At 69.7% G+C, this 17,043-nt stretch carries 16 protein-coding genes; 5 read left to right on the top strand and 11 right to left on the bottom strand.

Features of this window, described 5'->3' with window-relative positions; all coding sequences use genetic code 11:
• Window positions 1-285: 285 nt before the first annotated feature.
• The gene (locus AB0K52_RS04805) at window positions 286-657 is read left to right on the top strand and encodes a hypothetical protein (RefSeq protein ID WP_363526229.1); all 372 of its coding nucleotides are present in this window, start codon (window positions 286-288) and stop codon (window positions 655-657) included.
• A 99-nt stretch (window positions 658-756) separates the two neighbouring features.
• Entirely contained in the window at window positions 757-1,692 is a 936-nt protein-coding gene (locus AB0K52_RS04800; protein WP_363526226.1) for an aminoglycoside phosphotransferase family protein, read from the top strand.
• A 10-nt stretch (window positions 1,693-1,702) separates the two neighbouring features.
• On the opposite strand, the gene AB0K52_RS04795 is transcribed toward AB0K52_RS04800, so the two are convergent.
• The 6 genes from AB0K52_RS04795 to AB0K52_RS04770 form a co-directional block, all read right to left on the bottom strand.
• Window positions 1,703-2,944 (bottom strand): DUF2786 domain-containing protein, encoded by a 1,242-nt coding sequence (locus AB0K52_RS04795; RefSeq protein WP_363526223.1) that lies wholly within the window; start codon window positions 2,942-2,944, stop codon window positions 1,703-1,705.
• 138 nt (window positions 2,945-3,082) lie between these two features.
• Window positions 3,083-4,645 carry a right-handed parallel beta-helix repeat-containing protein gene (locus AB0K52_RS04790; RefSeq protein ID WP_363526220.1) on the bottom strand — a complete coding sequence of 521 codons (1,563 nt, stop codon included), beginning with the start codon at window positions 4,643-4,645 and terminating at the stop codon, window positions 3,083-3,085.
• 199 nt (window positions 4,646-4,844) lie between these two features.
• A complete protein-coding gene (locus tag AB0K52_RS04785; RefSeq protein ID WP_363526218.1) occupies window positions 4,845-5,534 on the bottom strand; it encodes an aspartate/glutamate racemase family protein in 690 nt (229 codons plus the stop codon).
• Window positions 5,535-5,565: 31 nt separating this feature from the next.
• Window positions 5,566-6,756, bottom strand: a complete 1,191-nt coding sequence (locus tag AB0K52_RS04780; protein WP_363526215.1) for an alpha/beta hydrolase — start codon at window positions 6,754-6,756, stop codon at window positions 5,566-5,568.
• A gap of 148 nt (window positions 6,757-6,904) precedes the next feature.
• Entirely contained in the window at window positions 6,905-7,594 is a 690-nt protein-coding gene (locus tag AB0K52_RS04775) for a TetR/AcrR family transcriptional regulator (protein ID WP_363526212.1), read from the bottom strand.
• A 39-nt stretch (window positions 7,595-7,633) separates the two neighbouring features.
• Complete coding sequence (locus AB0K52_RS04770; RefSeq protein ID WP_363526209.1) at window positions 7,634-7,984, bottom strand: MerR family transcriptional regulator; 351 nt, start codon at window positions 7,982-7,984, stop codon at window positions 7,634-7,636.
• A gap of 78 nt (window positions 7,985-8,062) precedes the next feature.
• On the opposite strand from AB0K52_RS04770, the gene AB0K52_RS04765 reads away from it, so the two are divergent.
• Window positions 8,063-8,782 (top strand): SDR family oxidoreductase, encoded by a 720-nt coding sequence (locus tag AB0K52_RS04765; RefSeq protein WP_363526206.1) that lies wholly within the window; start codon window positions 8,063-8,065, stop codon window positions 8,780-8,782.
• 19 nt (window positions 8,783-8,801) lie between these two features.
• Here the strand turns inward: AB0K52_RS04765 and AB0K52_RS04760 are convergent, their stop codons facing one another.
• From AB0K52_RS04760 to AB0K52_RS04745, 4 genes are all read right to left on the bottom strand, one after another.
• The gene (locus tag AB0K52_RS04760) at window positions 8,802-9,248 is read right to left on the bottom strand and encodes a DUF4383 domain-containing protein (protein ID WP_363526203.1); all 447 of its coding nucleotides are present in this window, start codon (window positions 9,246-9,248) and stop codon (window positions 8,802-8,804) included.
• 254 nt (window positions 9,249-9,502) lie between these two features.
• Window positions 9,503-10,729, bottom strand: a complete 1,227-nt coding sequence (locus AB0K52_RS04755; protein WP_363526200.1) for a SpoIIE family protein phosphatase — start codon at window positions 10,727-10,729, stop codon at window positions 9,503-9,505.
• Between the two features lie 283 nt (window positions 10,730-11,012).
• Window positions 11,013-12,086 (bottom strand): hypothetical protein, encoded by a 1,074-nt coding sequence (locus AB0K52_RS04750; protein ID WP_363526197.1) that lies wholly within the window; start codon window positions 12,084-12,086, stop codon window positions 11,013-11,015.
• Window positions 12,087-12,731: 645 nt separating this feature from the next.
• The gene (locus AB0K52_RS04745; protein WP_363526194.1) at window positions 12,732-13,754 is read right to left on the bottom strand and encodes a mechanosensitive ion channel domain-containing protein; all 1,023 of its coding nucleotides are present in this window, start codon (window positions 13,752-13,754) and stop codon (window positions 12,732-12,734) included.
• Window positions 13,755-13,892: 138 nt separating this feature from the next.
• Here AB0K52_RS04745 and AB0K52_RS04740 point away from each other — a divergent pair, with 138 nt between their 5' ends.
• A complete protein-coding gene (locus AB0K52_RS04740; RefSeq protein WP_363526191.1) occupies window positions 13,893-14,387 on the top strand; it encodes a transcriptional regulator in 495 nt (164 codons plus the stop codon).
• Window positions 14,384-15,556 (top strand): FAD-dependent monooxygenase, encoded by a 1,173-nt coding sequence (locus tag AB0K52_RS04735; RefSeq protein ID WP_363526189.1) that lies wholly within the window; start codon window positions 14,384-14,386, stop codon window positions 15,554-15,556. Before AB0K52_RS04740 ends, AB0K52_RS04735 begins: the two co-directional genes overlap by 4 nt.
• 40 nt (window positions 15,557-15,596) lie before the next feature.
• On the opposite strand, the gene AB0K52_RS04730 is transcribed toward AB0K52_RS04735, so the two are convergent.
• Window positions 15,597-16,595 (bottom strand): hypothetical protein, encoded by a 999-nt coding sequence (locus tag AB0K52_RS04730; protein ID WP_363526187.1) that lies wholly within the window; start codon window positions 16,593-16,595, stop codon window positions 15,597-15,599.
• Between the last annotated feature and the right edge of the window lie 448 nt (window positions 16,596-17,043).

The following is a 17,043-nucleotide window of genomic DNA, read 5'->3' as shown; positions in this document are numbered from 1 at the left end:
CCGGTCCGGCGTTCGCCGGTCCGGCCTTTTCGGTGCGGGGCGACAGGCCCGGGCGGGCCGGCGCGATATTCCTGTTTTTTGTAGGGATCGTCAATAGCGTCTTTCTAACCGCCGCGTGCTTGTCGTTTACGTGGCGGCGCTTCGCCAGGTGAAATCGTGCGAGGTCTACAAATCGGCGGCGCGCAGCGGCCCGCAATCACGAATCGTGTTGTTGACTTCACCTAAAGTGATGCATAGATTCTCTCCTGAATCCGATCCCACCGATCGAATTATGGAGGAAACACCATGTGCCCCAAGAACTTCCCCGTTGGGACCATTCGACTTTCGCCGCGTCAGGCCGTCTCCTACTCGACCTTCTTCCTGAACGTGCTCACCGGCCGCAAGTCGGCCGCCGAGGCCCGCCTGCTCGCCACTGACGCCGGGTGGCTGGCGTTCACGAGGGTGCGGCGGCGGGTGCCGACGCGGTTCAAGCAGGTGCGGGTGGTGCGGGCCGACTGCCCGACGCTGGATACGGCCGAGATCGTCGCGATGGTGGAGAACGGGACTGCGCACCAGGCGATGACCTTCACCTTCCGCGCGACCCGGCATGGCTGGCGCCTCGACCACTGCGACCTCCTGCACGCGAACCGAAGGCAGCGGCCGATGCGCCGGCTCTAGTCGAAACGGCCTCCGGCACCGAGTGCCGGGGGCCTTTTCGTCGCCAGCGCTTGACAACCTGCTTGACCGGCGGCGCGGCCGGGGTCGAGTATCGATCCGATGGAGCACACTTCTGCGGCGGTGCCGCCGCTCGTTCGCGCCAAAGCCGAGTCGTTGGGGGAGCCCGGACTGTCCTGGCTGGAAGGGCTGGACGACCTCATCGCCGGCATGGAGCGGCAGTGGTCGATCGCGGTCGGCGAGCCGATCACCGGCGGCACCGCTTCCTATGTCGCGCATGCGCGTACGGCCGATGGTCAGGATGCCGTGCTGAAACTGGCGTTGCCCCATTTCTGGGCGGCTCCTGAGATCCAGCGGCTCGAACAGGCGGCCGGTCGCGGCTATGCGCGGCTGCTCGCCGCCGATCCGGGTCGGAACGCGATGCTGATGGAGGCTTTGGGTCCGTCGATGGGTCAGCTCGGTTGGGCGGCAGAGCGAGTCGTCGCGACTGTCTGCGCGACGCTGCGGCAGGCTTGGGAGGTGGAGTTGCCCGGCACCGTTCCGGCGCAGACCGGGGCCTCCAAGGCGCGGGATCTGGCTGGTCTGATCGACCGTGCTTGGAGGGGGCTGGATCGGCCCTGTTCCAGGGAGGTGGTCGATACGGCACTGCGCTATGCCGAGCGCCGCGCGGCCGCTTACCGCGAGGACCGGTGCGTGGCCGTCCACGGCGACCCGCACGCGGGCAACGCGATGCGGGTGCGCTCGCCGCGCGCGGGCGCGGCGTCGGGTTTCGTCTTCGTCGATCCTGAGGCGTTCGTCGCGGAGCCGGCCTACGACCTGGGCGTCGTGCTGCGGGATGGGGCCGGGGAGTTCCTCGGGGGCTCGACGCGGTCGCTGGTCCGGCGCCGGTGCGGTCTGCTCGCCGAGTACAGCGGTCTCGACGGCGACGCGATCTGGGAGTGGGGTTTCCTTGAGCGCGTGGCGACCGGGCTGTACGTGCTCGAGTTCGGGGCGGCTTGGGGCCGTGCATATCTCGAAGTCGCCGAGCGGCTGGTCTGACCTGTGGTCTTCAGCGGCGGGTGATGGGTTCGGGGGCGGTGAGGCGGGCTTTGTCGGCGGCTTCGAGGCCGGCGATGTGGCCTTCGTAGTTGGTGATGCGGGTGCCGCGGCCGAGTTTGAGGCGGGGGAAGAGTTCGGTGGTGCGGGCGTCGACGCGTTCGTCGCGTTGGCGCATGACCGGGACGAGGTCGGTGCCGGTGGCGGCGGTGTATTCGCGTTCGGTGTCGGCGGCGGATTCGCGGAGGCGTTCGCCGATGCGCATCGCGAAGGACGCCAGGAAGGACTGGCGGAAAGAGCGGGTCTGCGACTTGCCGCGCTTCGCGGCGATCGAACCGACGCGGGTCATGGCGGCCGTGGCCTGGACGAGCAGGGAGTTGTAGAGCAGTTCGACCGAGCGGAGGTCGGCGCGGTCGCCGATGAGGGTGGTGAAGCCGCCGTCGGGCCAGTAGACGGAGCGGCAGTGGTTGGCGTCGGCGATCTGGGCGAGGAGTTCGGATTTGGGCTGCTCGTAGGGGCGCTCGATGATGACGCGGAGGGCTTCGGGTTCGCGTTTGCCTTGGCCGGCTTCGGAAAGGAGCGCTTCGTTGATGCTGTGGCGGGCGATGAGTTGCTGTGCTTTGGCGGTGAAGGCTTCGGCTTCGGCGTCGGAGTCGGTGGACTCGGCTTTGGCGAGGAGGGCGCGGATCTTCTCGTAGACGCGGGAGGATTCGGCGATGCCGATGCCGTGGGTGATGCGGAGGTCGCCTGGGAGGGGTTCGACCTTGGGGATCTTGGGGAGGGTGTTGAGGAGCTGGAGGGCTTCGAGGGTCGCTCCCCAGAGGACGATGCGGTCCCAGCGGCCGAGGCCGTGGCTCGCTTTCGCCATGCCCGCGTGGGGGACCGTGTCCGCCAGTTCGTCGCGGTGGGCGAGCCAGCGGTCGCTCAGCTGGTGGTCGTGGTAGCGGGTGAGTTGGCCGCGCATCATGATCGCGCCGGCTCGCATCGCTTCGGCGCTGAGGGATTTGCGCAAGGCGCTCATGGCTTCGCGGGGCATCCAGCCCCATTCCCAGGCGCGCAGGGCCGCGTCGCCGCCGAGTTCGTCGAAGACGCCGGCGAGGGCGGCGGGCCAGTCGGGGTCGGCGGAGGCGGCTTCGAGGTCGGAGGCGGCGTCGACCCAGTCGATGCGGGTGCGTTGGGCCTCTTGGAGGACGCCGAGCACGGCGTAGCGGGCGCGTCCTGCGAGCGGCAGCGCGTCGAGCTCGTCCTGGTTCACCGTTCCCCCGAATCCGCGCGCACGGAAGGCCCCGTGAGCACTCCGGCGACTGTATCAAATCCGCAGGTCACGGGGCCAATGCTAGGAGGGTGGGTCGGGCCACCCCGCGCGGCTGGGAGGCCGCGCGGGGCGACGCGGCTAGGCGTAGACCTCGAATTCGGCGACTCGAGGCGTGCCGCTCGCGCTCGTGATCACGAAGTTGATCTTCGTCGTGGCGACGGCGGTGAAGGAGATCACCCCGGCGCCGGTCCCGGAGGCGAGCACCGCGCCGGTCACGTTGTCCACGACCTGCCAGTTGTCGATGGTGCCTTCCGAGCCGGCGGCTTCGCGGATGTTGACCGTGTCGATCGTCTTGGCGCTGCTCCATTTCACGGAGACGCGCCCGGTGGTGCCGCTCGGCGACCAGTAGGTGCTCATCGAGCCGTCGATGACGTTGCCGTAGCTGGTGCCGTCGGCCTTGCTGGAGCCGTCCGCTCCGGCGCCGAGACTGAGGTTGGTCCCTCCCGGGGGGTTGGACGTGCCGGGGTCAGTCGGGCCGGTGGTCGGGGCGGTGGGGGGCTGCGACGGCGTCTGCGAGGGGCTTTGCGAGGGCGTCTGCGCGTTGCAGCTGCCGTCCGAGACCTGGTTGCCCTTGTTCGCGCCCGCCGTCTTCGCCACGACGCTCGGGACGCACGAGGCGTTGTCGAGCTGGTAGCTGTACGGGACGCTGATCGTGGTGGTCGAGGGCATGCTCGGCCCGGCCGGGTAGTTCTCGCTGCCGGTGGCCGACCAGGTCACGTTGTCGAGGATGTTCCCGCTGGTCTGCCAGGTGCCGCGCTCGTCGGTGTAGAAGGTGCCGAGGACGTCCTTGGAGTCCTCGAAGTAGTTGTTGTCCACTTTGGCCTTGCCGCCGGCGCGGGAGTTGATGCCCGACTCGACTATCCCTGAGTAGTGGTTGTTGTAGACGTGCGCGGTGCCACCGCGCAGCAGCGGCACCCGCGAGTTCAGGTTCTGGTACAGGTTGTGGTGGTAGGTGATGAAGCTGTTCGTCAGGTCGGTCTCGCTGGAGCCCACCAGGCCGCCGCGCTCGGAGTTGCGCAGGATGCTGTACGAGAGCGTCACGTACTTGGTGTCGTTCTTCATGTCGAAGAGGCCGTCGTAGCCCTCGGCCTCCCCGCCGGAGGCTTCGAGGGTGGTGTGGTCGACCCAGACGTTGCGCACGCCCGACTCCATGCCGATCGCGTCGCCGCCGTTGGAGGTGGGCGAGCCGGACTTCTTGACGTTCTTGATCGTGACGTTCTGGATGATGATGTTGCTGGACTCGCGGATGTGGATGCCGATCTGGTCGAAGACGGCACCGGCGCCCACGCCCACGATCGTCACGTTGCTGACGCCCTTGAGGTCGATCAGCGTGCTGCCGACGTCGCAGCTGGAGCCCGAGACGTCGGCGGTGTTGCCGTGGTTGATGGTGCCCTCGACCTGGATGATGATCGGCGTGCTCGTGCTGGCGCGGTTGCACAGGGCCTGGTTGATCTGCGTGCCGGTGGTGGCCTTGACGGTGGCGCCGCCGGCGCCGCCGGTCGTGCCGCCGTTCTGGGTCGCGTAACCGGTGACGCCGCCGGTTGCCGCCGAGGCGTGCGTGATCGACAGTGCGACCCCCGCGGCGACCACGGCAGCGGTGGCCAGCACCGCGGCGAGTCTACGTGCGACTGTTCGTCTCATCTGGGAGCTCTCCCTCACTGAGTAGAGATCGAAATACTTCAATGAGTTTAAGGAAAGGGCTTTCCCAGGGTCAATACCTCTGATGCAACCGATTGCAGAAACTTTTCGCATTAGCGCGCTCCAGTCTCGACATTCCGGAGCCCAGCGCCGCTCCGGCCGGGCGGGTCACCGGTCGGTGCGGCCGTTCAGCGAAGCGCGCTCAAGCCAGGGCGAGGTCGACGAGGCGCTCGGCGTGGATGCGGGTCGAGTCGAAGACCGGCACGGTCGTGTCGGTCTCATCGACCAGCAGCGTGATCTCCGTGCAGCCGTAGATCATGCCCGCGCAGCCGGCCGCGGCCAGGTCGGCCATGATGCGGCGGTAGGCGTCTCGGGACGCGTCGGTCACGACGCCCAGCGTCAGCTCGCCGTAGATGATCTCGTGGACGACCGCGCGGTCCTCGGCCGGCGGGACGGCGACCTCGATCCCGTGGCGCGCCATGCGCTCGGCGTAGAAGCCCATCTCCATCGTGAACCTCGTGGCGAGCAGGCCCACCCGGTCGATCCCGGCCGCCCGGATCCGGTCCGCGGTCGCGTCGACCAAGTGGACGAACGGCACCGCGACCGCCGCCTCGATCCGGTCCGCCACCCGGTGCATCGTGTTGGTGCACAAGCCGATGAAGTCGGCGCCGCCGCGTTCGAGCACCTTCGCCGCCTCGGCGAGGACCTTCCCCGCGCCGTCCCAGTCCCCCGCCCGCTGCATCGCCTCGATCTCGCCGAAGTCGACCGTCGCCATCAGGCTGCGGGCGTTGTGCTGCCCGCCGAGGCGGGTCCTGACGTCCTCGTTGATGAGCCGGTAGTACTCGGCGGAGGACTCCCAGGACATCCCGCCGATCAGCCCGATAGTGCGCATCGACCCATTGTGCCGTGCGGGCGCCGCGGTGTCAGCGCGCATATTCGGCGAGGAAGTCGACGACCGCCGGCCGCAGCGCCTGCGAGGCCCACGAGCCCCACTGGCCGGTGAAGCCGTGGTGCGCCCAGGGCAGGTCGACCGCGGCGACGGGCACGCCCGCCCGCTCGAGGGCGTCGGCCAGCGCCGCGCCCTGCTCCAGCGGCACGAGCCGGTCGGCGCCGCCCTGGACGATCATGGTCGGGGGCAGGCCGGGGCCGGCGTAGGTGAGCGGCGAGGCGGCCTCGTACCGGCCGGGTTCCTCGGTGAGCCCGGCGCCGAGGAAGGCGGTGAGGTAGCCGCGGGCGCTGTCGGGCATGTCGGAGTCGGCTTCGAGGGAGGCGAGGTCGGTGGGGGCGAACCAGCTCATGACGGCGGCGACGGGTGCTTCGTCGACCGTGCAGGAGGGGGCGAGCGCGGGGTCGCCGACGGTGTAGGCGGCCATCATCGAGAGGTGGCCGCCGGCGGAGTCGCCGGCGATCGAGACGTTCGCGGCGTCGGCGCCGTAGGTCGCGGCGTGGTCGCGGACCCAGCCGAGGGCGCATTTGACGTCGCCGACGGCGTCCTCCCAGCGGGGTGCGGGGGCGAGGCGGTAGTCAATGGAGAAGACGGCGTAGCCCTGGTCGCTGAGCCATTGCTGCCAGGGGGCGCTGTCGTCGCGGTCGCCGCTGGACCAGCCGCCGCCGTGGACGTAGACGACGGCGGGGGCGGGGCCGGCGGTGTGCTCGGGGAGATAGACGTCGAGGTCGAGGTCGTGGCCGTCGATGGTGGCGTAGGTGGCGGTCGCGTCGGGTTCGGCTGCGGGCGGGGCGGTGAAGTAGGCGCTCCAGCTGACGTCGGTTTGGGCGGCGGTGGCGGCCCAGGGGGTGGCGGTCATGCCGAGGGCGGCGAGGGCGGCGAGCGCGGCGGCGGCGGTGAGGGCGCGGCGGCGTCGGGCGAGGACTGCGGCTGCGGCGAGGAGTGCGGTGCAGGCGAGGAGGAGTCCGGTCGACCAGGGGACGAGCATGGCGATGACGCTGGTGGTGTCTTCGAGGGGTCCGAGGGGCAGGGGCGCGCCGAAGAAGGCGATCGCCATGAGCAGTACGAGGACGGCGACGGTCCAGGTGCCTGCGCGGAGTGTGGCGCGCAGGATCCGGGCGGGCAGTGGCTTTCGCGTCGTGTGCGGTGCGTCGGTGGTGGTGGTCATGTTCGCTCCTCAGTTCGTGCGCACACTGTGCGCCTCATGCGAACACTGTACTCATGAGGCGTCGGCTTCCGCAAGGCCCCCTCCCTTCTGGTTGCGGTGCAGCGAAAACGGGCGGCGCCGATGCGACCGCCCGCTCTGGTGCCTTCCCTTATCGCGCTCCGCGCAAACGGGCTTCGAGCCCGTCGAGGATCAGCGCGAGGCCGAACGCGAACCCGTCCTCGCGGAACGCGGCCGGGTCGACGTACTCCCGCGCGGCGGGCGTCTCGTTCAGATGCGCTTGCGAGGCTTGGAGGTCGGCGACGAGCTCCTGCTCGGTCCGCCCACTGCGGGCGACCAGGGCGAGCCACGCCGTCTCGCTCGTCACCGTGCCGACCACATAGGACGTCACGGCGGCCATCGCCTGCTGCGCCTCCAGATCACGCAGCCCCGCCGCCAGGAACAGCGCCTGCATCCGCTCCGCGACCGCCGCCAGGTTCGGGCCCAGGTACGCGAGCCCGACCTGCCCGAGGACCCCGGCGACCCACGGGTGCCGCAGCGCCATCGCCCGCAGGCTCCCGGCCGCGGCCGCGACCCCCTCGCGCCACGGCTCGCCGGCGCCGGGCACCGCGACCTCGCCGTACACCTCGTCGACGACCAGCTCGATGAGCTCGTCCTTGTTCGCCACATGCCGGTACATCGAGGTCGCGCCCGCCTCGAGCCGCTTGCCCAGGGAGCGCATGCTCAACGCGCCCAAGCCTTCCGCGTCCAGCAGCTCCAATGCCGCGGCGACGATCCGGTCCCGGCTCAGACCCGGCGCCTTCGCCTCGCGCACCCACACCGACGGAATCGCCTCACTCATGCGCCACACCCTAGCGCACACCGTGCGCAACGCGGCGGTTCAGCGGGCGGGCGGCTCCCCGATGAACGCGAGCACGGCCGCGAACCGGTCCCGGGCCAGTGCCGCGGCCTGGTACTCGGCTTCGATGCGGGCGTGCTCGGCGTGGACGACCGCGCGCTGCTCGGGCGTGACCTCGTCGGCGCCGCGGCAGCGGCGGAGTTTGGCGATCGCCTTGCTGGGCAGGCCCGTCGCGAGGAGCGCGCGGATCCAGTGCACTTGCGCGACCGCGTCGTCGGTGTAGACGCGCTGGCCGCTGGGGGTGCGTTCGGGGTGCAGGAGGCCCTGCTCCTCGTAGTACCTGAGGGCGCGCACGGTCGCGCCGGTCGCTTCGGCCAGTTCCCCGATGCGCATCCGCATCCTTCCCGTCGTTGTGGCCTCGGCCACGGTTCCTTGCCTCTGACGCCGGCGTGAGGTTTTAGCGTCGACCGCATGGACATCAAAGGATCGATCGCAATCGTCACCGGCGCCAACCGCGGCATGGGCCGCCATTTCGCGCGGCAACTCCTAGAACGCGGCGCGGCCAAGGTCTATGCCGGCGCCCGCCGGGTGGAGGCCGTCGACCTTCCCGGTGTGGAGGTCGTGCCGCTCGACATCACCGATCCCGCGTCGGTCGCGGCGGCCGCGGCGGTCGCTTCGGACGCGACGGTGGTGATCAACAACGCGGGGATCGCGACGTTCGCGAACCTCGTCTCCGGCCCCGAGGAGGCGATCCGCAGCGAGATGGAGACGAACTTCTTCGGAACGCTGCACATGGTGCGGGCCTTCGCGCCCGTGCTCGGTGCGAACGGCGGGGGCGCGATCCTCAACATCCTGTCGGTGCTGTCGTGGCGCTCGGCGGGTCTCGGGCACGCGTACTCGGCGGCGAAGGCGGCGTCGTGGAGCCTCACGAACGGGGTGCGGCTCGAGCTGGCCGCGCAGGGGACGCAGGTGACCGGGCTGCACGTCGGCGGCGTCGACACCGACATGCTCAAGGACATCCCGGCGGTGAAGGCCGACCCTGCGGACGTGGTCCGCGCCGGCCTCGACGGGATCGAATCGGGCGCACTGGAAGTCCTGGCGGACGGGGTCTCCCGGGATTTCAAGGCCGTGCTCAGCGCCGACCCGAGCGTGATCTACCCCGAGCTCGCGGCGGACGCGCCCGGGCGCTGACGCGTCCGCTGCGGTCGGCTCAGCGAGCGGCCTTGGCGGCGCGGGCGAAGAGGGCGCCGATCGCGATCATGCCGACGGCCAGGCCCAGGTGGAGCCAGTTGTCGGCGTCGTTGACCGGCACGAAGTTCGCCGCGGAGTCGAGGTCGATGAGGGTGCCGTAGAGCCACAGCACAAAGTAGATCGCGCCGCCGGTGACCAGGTAGGTGACGGCGGCGGAGGCGCTGCGGGCCATCAGGAAGCCGACGACGCCGAACAGGAGGTGGACGATGTTGTGGAGCACCGACACCTCGAACACGCCCAGCAGGAGAGCTTCGGAGTGGTGGCCGGCGAACGACATCGAGTCGAGGCCGGTGGTGAGGCCGGGGATGAAGCCGGCCAGGCCGACCAAGGCGAACACGAGGGCCACGACCGAGGTGACGATCTGCACCGGTGCGCGGCCGCGGGTCTGGGTCTGCTGCGTGGACATTTTCGGACTCCGTTTCAATCGGGCGGGAGTGGCGGGCGCCCGGCGCCGCATACGCGACCGGTGCCGGGCCGCCCTGCCACGTCCTTGATTCGGAGCCGGGCCGGGCGCGGATGGGTCCGCGTCCGGGTTTTTCTCTCGCAGCAGACCCGTGTCCCTGCGGGGCCCTGACCCGGCCCTCGGCACCGCCCCAGCACCACCTCGCCCGCGATCTCATCGAACGCCGGTGATCCGGAAGCGCCGGCGCCGAGCGGCGGTCACAGCCCGACGACGATGAGGGCGATGTCGTCGCGGGCGAGGCCGCTGCCGACGCCGAGTTCGGACATCAGCGCGTCGGCGAGGAGTTCCGGGTCGCGGGTGCGGTGGCGTCGCAGCGTCGCGATGAGGCGGTCGAGCCCGACGTCGATGTCCTCGCCGCGGCGCTCGATCAGCCCGTCGGTGTAGAGCACGAGCGTGTCGCCGGGGAGGTAGGGGTGCCCGGCCTGCGAGCACGGGACGTGCTGGGGGCGGGCGCCGAGCGGCGGGTCGAGGACCTGGTTCAGGAGTTCGCACTCGCCGTTGGCGTGCCGCAGCACGGGCGGCGGGTGCCCCTCGTTGCTGTAGGTGATCAACCGGCTGTCGGGGTCCACGAGCGCGTTGATGGAGGTGGTGTTCATGGCGCCTTCGATCGAGCGGGCGAACAGGCCCAGGACCTCCAGGGCGTGGGCGGGCCGCTCCAAGGTGCGGACGGCGGCGTTGAGCACGCTTCGCAGCATGCCCATGACGGCGGCGGCCTCGAGTCCGTGCCCGACGACGTCGCCGATCGTCACCGCGAAGCGTCCGCCTTTCAGGTCGATCAGGTCGTACCAGTCGCCCGAGACGGCCAGCGAGTCGTCCGCGGGCAGGTAGCGCACCGCGACGTCGTCGTGGTGCTCGAAGTCCGGCGTCATGAGCATGGTCCGCTGCAGGGTGACCGTCATTTCGTGCTCGCGCATGTGCGCCAGCCGCAGTTCCTGGTTGAGGTGGTTGAGCTCGAGCGCGCGCGCGTACAGCTCGGCCTCCTCCGCCGCGCGCTCGACCGACGGCCCGTCGCCGGAGGCGGTCGACTTGATGAACGGGGTGACGTCCTCCACCCGGATGACGATCCACTTGACCTCGCGGTCGGGTCCGAGGACCGGCGTGTTGACCGGCAGCCACCAGCGCTCCTCGAACACGCCGGGCCGGCCCAAGGGGATGTCGTACTGCTGGAGCGCCATCGTGTCCGGTTCGCGCGACTGCAGGACCCGGGCCAGCGACGCCCTCAGCTGCTCCATCCCGCCAGCCTGGGCATCGGCGCGGTTCTCCGGGAAGGCGTCGAAGATGTTCTGCCCGAGCAGGTCCTCGCGGGCGCGGCCGGCGGCCTTGAGGTAGGCCCGGTTGACCTCGACGATCACCAGGTCGGGGCCGAGCACCGCGCACGGGCTCGGCGTCGCCTCGAAGAGCGCGGCGTAGTCCAGGTCGGTCACTGCCGACCGATCCCGCACTCCACGCGTCCTGTCCACGAGCCTCGACCCCCAGGGGTTACGCTACCTCCCCCACCTGCGGATACACCGTTGATCGCAGTTGAAACCCGGCGCGGGCGGCAATCGGCCCCCGATGGCCTCGTGAACGCTCGAGAAATCAGGCGAAACGTGTGTTCCGCTCGAATCGGGAGCGCCCTCCCTGACGCGCCTGCGCGCAGACGGCGATCGGCCCCGCCGAACCCGGCGGGGCCGATCACCACTTGCGTCTGATCGCTCGCAGCAGACGTCAGCGGGCGTTGTAGGCGTCGATGATGTCCCAGGCCAGGTCTTCCCACTGGGCGTAGGCGTCCGGGAACGCCGAGACCTGGACGGTCTGCGCGGCCTTCGTGACGGGCATGTTCTCCCAGCCGTCGACCCTCTTGAGCGAGTTGTAGAACTTGGAGGCCGAGGTCTTCGGGTCCATGAGCTCCTTCACGCTGCCCCAGCCCGACGAGGGGCGCTGCTGGAAGAGGCCCACCGAGTCGTGGTCAGAGCCTTCGGCCTGGTACTCGTAGTCGTAGGACTCCGCGACGTTGACATTCGCGTAGTTCCGGAACTTGGACTCCTGCATGGCGGTCGCCAACGCGATCGCCCAGGCCTTCTGGTCGAGTCCCTCGTCCTTGCCGGCCTCGATGATGGCCACGGCGTTGGACATCTGGAGCTTGCTGAGCCCGCCGACAGGCTTGGGCTCGGCCGCTTCCTTCGCCGCCTCGGCCGCCTCGGCCGCCGCTGCCGCACGCTGGTCCTCCGCGATCGATTCGGCGGCCGCCGACGCGGACTCCTCGGAGAGCGCGACCTCGGCAGCCGCGACGCCGTTCTGCGCCTGCACGGCGGATTCGGTGTCCAGGTTGGTGATGGCCATCGCGGCGCTGCCGGTGGAACCGATGAAGATCGCGGTGGCCGCGCCCATGACGGTCATCCGCATGCCGAAGCGGTCGACGACCTTGGCGACCAGCCGCCTGCCCAGGTCGACAGCCGGGGCGACCACCGGTCGCGCCGACTCGGCGGCGACGACGGCGAGGTCCTTCAACAGGGCCGTCCAGGGCTGGAGGCGCAGGGACGCCCAGGCGATCAGCCGTCCGGCCCGCTCGACGGCCGGTGCCGCGGTCTCGCGGAGCCGTCCAGCGAGCGACGCCGCGACAGGAGTCGCTTTGTCCTTGAGGAGCCCGAAAACGGTCGCGATGACCGCTCCCAGTCGGACTGCCCAGATGGAGGACCGCTGCAGCAAGCCGCTGGCCTGCGAACGGGTCCACTTACGGATGGAGAGGGCGGCGCTCTGGACGGGGCCAGGTGCGCCTGCATTCGTGTGCCGGTTCTGCATTGGCCAAACGTAGAAGCGGATCTACGAGGGAAAACGTCGGTCGCCTCCCCGCCGCTCCGAACCAGCGAGCGCTACGAGACGAGCTCATCGCGCTTGCGTCGTTCGCCAGGAAGTTCCAGTAGAGCGCCCCGCATCTACTTCAGCAACGTTTCACCTGTTTTGCCCCTCGCTGCTGGCATACGCAGGTACGGGCCTCGCCTCGTCCTTTCGGCCAGGCGCAAATCGTCGCAAAGATAATGTGACCGCGCGCACCACAGCCGCTGACCAGGGCGGCGATCCGGACAGACGGCCAACAAATCCCGCCGCCCCTCCCCCACAGGGCCAGGCCGACGGATCCCGCGGCGAGACCGCCGGCGCGGCCGCCGCCAGGACCTCGCACCGCCGACTTCCGGATCCCGGCCTCATGTCGAACCGTGGGGCCGAGCTCCCGGGGCAGGGGCAGGCAAAAAGCCCGGTGAGTTTGCATTCACGCAGGTCAACGGGCCACTGGCGGAGGATATGGATTTGAACCATGATCGGGTATCACCCGAGACCCGCTCAGGAAGGCGGGCTCCAAGTTTCGACAGCTTCGCAGGCGAACAAGCGGAGATGCCGAGGCCCCGGGCTCGGATCCCCCAAGCTTCAGCAAGCGTGAGGGCGACCCTTTCAGCTCGGGTCGGGGATGCAGTCGGGGTGATGCTTCGCCAGCCAAGCGGCCATGTGCTCGCGCAGCTCGCAGCGCAGGTCCCACTGGTCGCCGGGGTTGGCGGCAGAAATCAGGAGCCGGACGCGCATGACGCCGCCGGTGGCGTCCAGGACTGCGACGCTCGCTTTGCGGCCGTCCCATAGGGAGTTGCCGTCGAGGAACCGTCCCAGTTCCTCGCGTACCTCGTCGACCGGCAGCGCGAGTGCGGCGTCGAAGACGACCGAGCCGAGGACTTCGGGGGTGTCCCTGGTCCAGTTGACGTACGGGTGCTGCGTGAAGTACGAGGTGGGCAAGACCATCCGCCGGTCGTCCCAGATGCGCACCACCAGGTAGGTCAGGGTGATCTCCTCGATCGTGCCCAGTTCGCCCTCGATCACGACCACGTCGTCGAGGCGCAGTGCGTCGCCGAAGGCGAGCATCACGCCGGCGAACAGGTTCTGCAGCATGGTCTGCGCGGCCAGGCCCGCGATGATGCCCGCGACGCCGGCGGCCCCGAGCATCGAGATGCCGACCTCGCGCAGCGCCGGGATGTTGAACAGGACGAGACCGATCGCGACCGTCCAGACGATGACCGAGGCGAGCCGGTAGAGGATCACCACCTGTGTGCGGCGGCGCCGTCCGTCGACGTCGTCCTGCTCGAGCCCGTCCCAGCGGCGGTGGATGGGGTCTTTGGCGACACTGAGGAGGTTGGAAAGCAGCCACGCCCCTGAAGCGGCCGTGCCGAACAGGAGCGACTGGCTGAGAACGGCATTCCAGTCACCGCCCCAGCCGGGCTGTCCATGCTTGGCGGACAGGAGGATCTGCAGGCCGCCGGTGACGGCCATGAGCTGGGCGGGGCGCAGGGCCTTGCCGATGAGGCGGGACGCGTTCTCGGAGCGGTGGCGCAGGAGCAGGCGCGTGACCGCGAGTTTGGCTGCGCTCACGGCGAGCGCGCATGCGATCGCGGTGAGCGTGATGATCAGCCAGGGGGCGGGGGTGGGCATGTCCACAGCGTAGCGGCGAACACGACGAGTGCTCGGTCTTCAAGGGGTGCATGGGGTCGTCCGAGTCCGGTCGTGCGCGGCGGCATTAGGCGCCCTCCGCTTCTTGACCGACGCTGATTTCAGGTTATGCTGAAATACATGGCAAGTAGTGAATCCCATGAATCACGCACGGGGTCTGAGACAGGGCAGCGCGCGGCGCTCGAATGGGTCGAGCGTGTCGCGCAGTTCCTTGCCGCCGACGGCGTGCCACCGATCGCCGGACGCGTTCTGGGCTGGCTGATGATCTGCGACCCGCCCGAACAGTCGGCGGGCCAGATCAGCGACGCGATCGGCGCCAGCCGCGCCTCGCTGACGACCAACTTCCGGGTGCTGATGGCCATGGGCTTCGTGACCAAGCGGACGCGGCCAGGCGAGCGAACCGCCTACTACCGCCTCCAGGATGGCGCCTGGGAAGCGGTCGTGCGACGCCAGGTCGCCTCGCTCACCGCCTTCCGCGAAGTCGCCGCCGAAGGGCTGACGCTCGTCGGAACCGACAGCCCACGGGCCGACCGGATTCGTGAAGCGCACGCGGTCTTCGACTGGATGGCCCGCGTCTTCGACCAAGCCCCTCCCATCGACAAGGAGACGTCATGAAGCCAGGCAGCGCCATCGTGATCGGAGCCGGCATCGGCGGACTCGCCGCCGCCATCGCGCTCCGCCGCACCGGCTGGACCGTCACCGTGCTCGAACGCAACCGCGTCGCGGGAGAGATCGGCGCAGGCATGTCGCAGGGCCCCAACGCGATCCGGGCACTCGACGCGCTCGGCGTCGGCGACCGGGCCCGCGCGGCAGGCACGCCGTTCTTCGGTACCGCCAACCTCCGCGAAGCTTCCGGCCGCTACCTCAACCGGGCCGAGCCCGGCACCGTGCCGCCGCTGATCGGCTTCCACCGCGCCGATCTTCACAACGTGCTCCTCGACGCGGTCCCGACCGAGTCGATTCGCACGGGTGCGGCAGTGACCGCAATCGACCAGACACCAGGCCGCGCCTTCGTCCATGTGGGCGATGAGACGTTCGAGGCGGACCTGGTCGTCGCCGCCGACGGCGTCCGCTCCACGGCCCGGCGCCTGCTGTGGCCCCAGACCCCTGAACCGGCCTTCTGGCACTACACGGTCTGGCGGGGCATCGCCGACCTCGACCTCGGACCGGCCCAAGGCGGCATGACCCTCGCCAAAGACCGCTACTTCCTGACCATGCCGCTGCCAGGCGGCCGCGTCTACTGGGGACTCGGCACCCGGGCGGGCACACCCGGGGAACGGGCCGACGACGAACGCTCCGAGGTCCTTCGCCGCGTGGGCGACTGGCACGACCCCATCCCCGCCCTCCTCGACGCCACACCGACTGAGCGCGTCCTGCACCACGACATCACCGACCTCGTGCGCACCCCGCTGCCGACCTACGTCAACGGGCGCATCGCGCTCTTGGGCGACGCCGCCCACCCCATGAGCCCCGACCTCGGCCAAGGCGCCGGGCAAGCGCTCGAAGACGCCGTCGTCCTCGCCGCCAGCCTCCACGACGTTTCAGATGCGACAGCGGCGCTCGCCCGATACGACACGGTCCGGCGGCCCCGCACCCAATGGATCGCCAAGTCCGCCCACCAGAAAGGCGCAGGCTACATCTCCGGCAGCGCCGCCCGGCAGCGAATGCTGGTGTGGACCACCCGCATGATGCGACCGGCGACCCTCGCCACGATGACCACGAAAGCGCTGGCCCGCATCTGGGACTGGCAGCCACCGGACCTCCCTGCCTACAAGGAGCTTTGACAACGTGGCGCAACACCGTTCGCGCGCACCACGGACGGTCTCAGCGATTCGGCATTCTGGCGTCACCGACGGCCAGACCCGCCAAGAGGTTCGCGATGATCAGCGCAACGATCTGCATCGCGATGCCGTAGACGGCCACCCCTGCCGACGCTGTGTCGAACAGCTCGTCGGTGAACCCGGTAGTCGGAATCAGCCGCAGGCAGCAGGAATAGATGATCGCGGCAATAAGACCGAGCGCGACGAGCACGCTCCCGTCGGCTCGGTTGAGTCGGTGCACGTCCCCCCGGTAGTACGCGAGTCGGCCCGGCACCGCGATCTCGGCGATCCGCTTCGATGGCGGTTTCGAGAACGCGGCGGCCGCGAACAGGACGAGCGCGTACCCGCCGAACCCGAACACGGGGGTCAATGGAAATCGCAGGACCTGGCGCGCCTCGGAGTAGGAGGCGACGAACACGACGCCACCGCTGACATCGTCCGGGTCGTAGACCGCCCACACCAGGCCCTCCCAGCCATCACCTCCGCGCGGATCGGCATCGGTGCTGATCTGGTCGCGGACCACATGGAAGCTCGTGCTGGTGGGGATGGTGCCGGTGAACTCGAAGTCGTACCTCGGACCGCGACGACTGCCGATCTCCTCCACCTCACCGATGGAGGTGATCGCGACCGGGCTGACGCCGGGGCCGCCGTCCTTGAGGTCGCGCCAATCGGGGTCATCGCCGAGTGTGCCCGCAACCAGGGCGAAGACTGCGCACACTCCGAGGAACTGCATGCTGCGGACCGCGATCGCCCGTCGACGCAGCAGCCGCAGCGCGGCGGCCTCGGCAGATTGACGCTCGCCCTCGGGAAGTCTTCGGATGGTTCCTGCCCGACCCAGCCGCCGCCGGATCCGCAGCCATACGAGCACCAGCGTCACCGCTGCCAAGAGCAGCGCGCACGCGACGAATTCCGAGAACACGCCGCGAAACCAGAGGTATCCGGCGAGCTGCATCGCGATCACCGCGACCAAGCAGAGGTTCGCGCCGACGACGGTAGCCGTCAACTGTCGACGAGAGCGACGTGAACCAAACGGGGGCAGCATGGTCGGCACTTCCAGAGAGGGGGTGCGCCAAGGCTATCCGCATAGGCGCAAGAGGGGTTTCCAGCTTTGCGTCCGTGCCGGCGCAGCCCAGCCGGGAGGTAACGCGAGCCAGGTCTGCCCGTTACGCAACGGCGGCGGGCTTGTGATGGGGCTGCGGTAGGGTGTGGCCTGGTGTGCCGGGAAGTCTGGTCGGCGGGAATGTGACCCTGCCCTAGATCGGAGCCCGTGCCGTGCAGTCCACGAAAGAGCCCTGGACCTCGCCCCTGTGGCGTTCGCGCCCCGCGTTCCTGTACTCCCGCAGACCCCTCGCGCGTTTCGTCGGGCGCCCTGCCGCCGCGTTCTTGCACATCGAGCCCGCGTCGGGGATCGTGCTGCTGGTGTGCGCGGTCGCGGCGATGATCTGGGCGAA

This window comes from Glycomyces sp. NPDC049804 (assembly GCF_040674615.1).
Lineage (GTDB): Bacteria > Actinomycetota > Actinomycetes > Mycobacteriales > Micromonosporaceae > Glycomyces > Glycomyces niveus.
This window is presented reverse-complemented; position numbering and strand designations above follow the sequence as displayed.

Coding starts and splice junctions, on each gene's coding strand:
- AB0K52_RS04805 (WP_363526229.1), top strand. CDS start 286: ATGTGCCCCAAGAACTTCCCCGTTGGGACCATTCGACTTTCGCCGCGT.
- AB0K52_RS04800 (WP_363526226.1), top strand. CDS start 757: ATGGAGCACACTTCTGCGGCGGTGCCGCCGCTCGTTCGCGCCAAAGCC.
- AB0K52_RS04790 (WP_363526220.1), bottom strand. CDS start 4,645: ATGAGACGAACAGTCGCACGTAGACTCGCCGCGGTGCTGGCCACCGCT.
- AB0K52_RS04785 (WP_363526218.1), bottom strand. CDS start 5,534: ATGCGCACTATCGGGCTGATCGGCGGGATGTCCTGGGAGTCCTCCGCC.
- AB0K52_RS04780 (WP_363526215.1), bottom strand. CDS start 6,756: ATGACCACCACCACCGACGCACCGCACACGACGCGAAAGCCACTGCCC.
- AB0K52_RS04775 (WP_363526212.1), bottom strand. CDS start 7,594: ATGAGTGAGGCGATTCCGTCGGTGTGGGTGCGCGAGGCGAAGGCGCCG.
- AB0K52_RS04770 (WP_363526209.1), bottom strand. CDS start 7,984: ATGCGCATCGGGGAACTGGCCGAAGCGACCGGCGCGACCGTGCGCGCC.
- AB0K52_RS04765 (WP_363526206.1), top strand. CDS start 8,063: ATGGACATCAAAGGATCGATCGCAATCGTCACCGGCGCCAACCGCGGC.
- AB0K52_RS04760 (WP_363526203.1), bottom strand. CDS start 9,248: ATGTCCACGCAGCAGACCCAGACCCGCGGCCGCGCACCGGTGCAGATC.
- AB0K52_RS04750 (WP_363526197.1), bottom strand. CDS start 12,086: ATGCAGAACCGGCACACGAATGCAGGCGCACCTGGCCCCGTCCAGAGC.
- AB0K52_RS04745 (WP_363526194.1), bottom strand. CDS start 13,754: ATGCCCACCCCCGCCCCCTGGCTGATCATCACGCTCACCGCGATCGCA.
- AB0K52_RS04740 (WP_363526191.1), top strand. CDS start 13,893: ATGGCAAGTAGTGAATCCCATGAATCACGCACGGGGTCTGAGACAGGG.
- AB0K52_RS04735 (WP_363526189.1), top strand. CDS start 14,384: ATGAAGCCAGGCAGCGCCATCGTGATCGGAGCCGGCATCGGCGGACTC.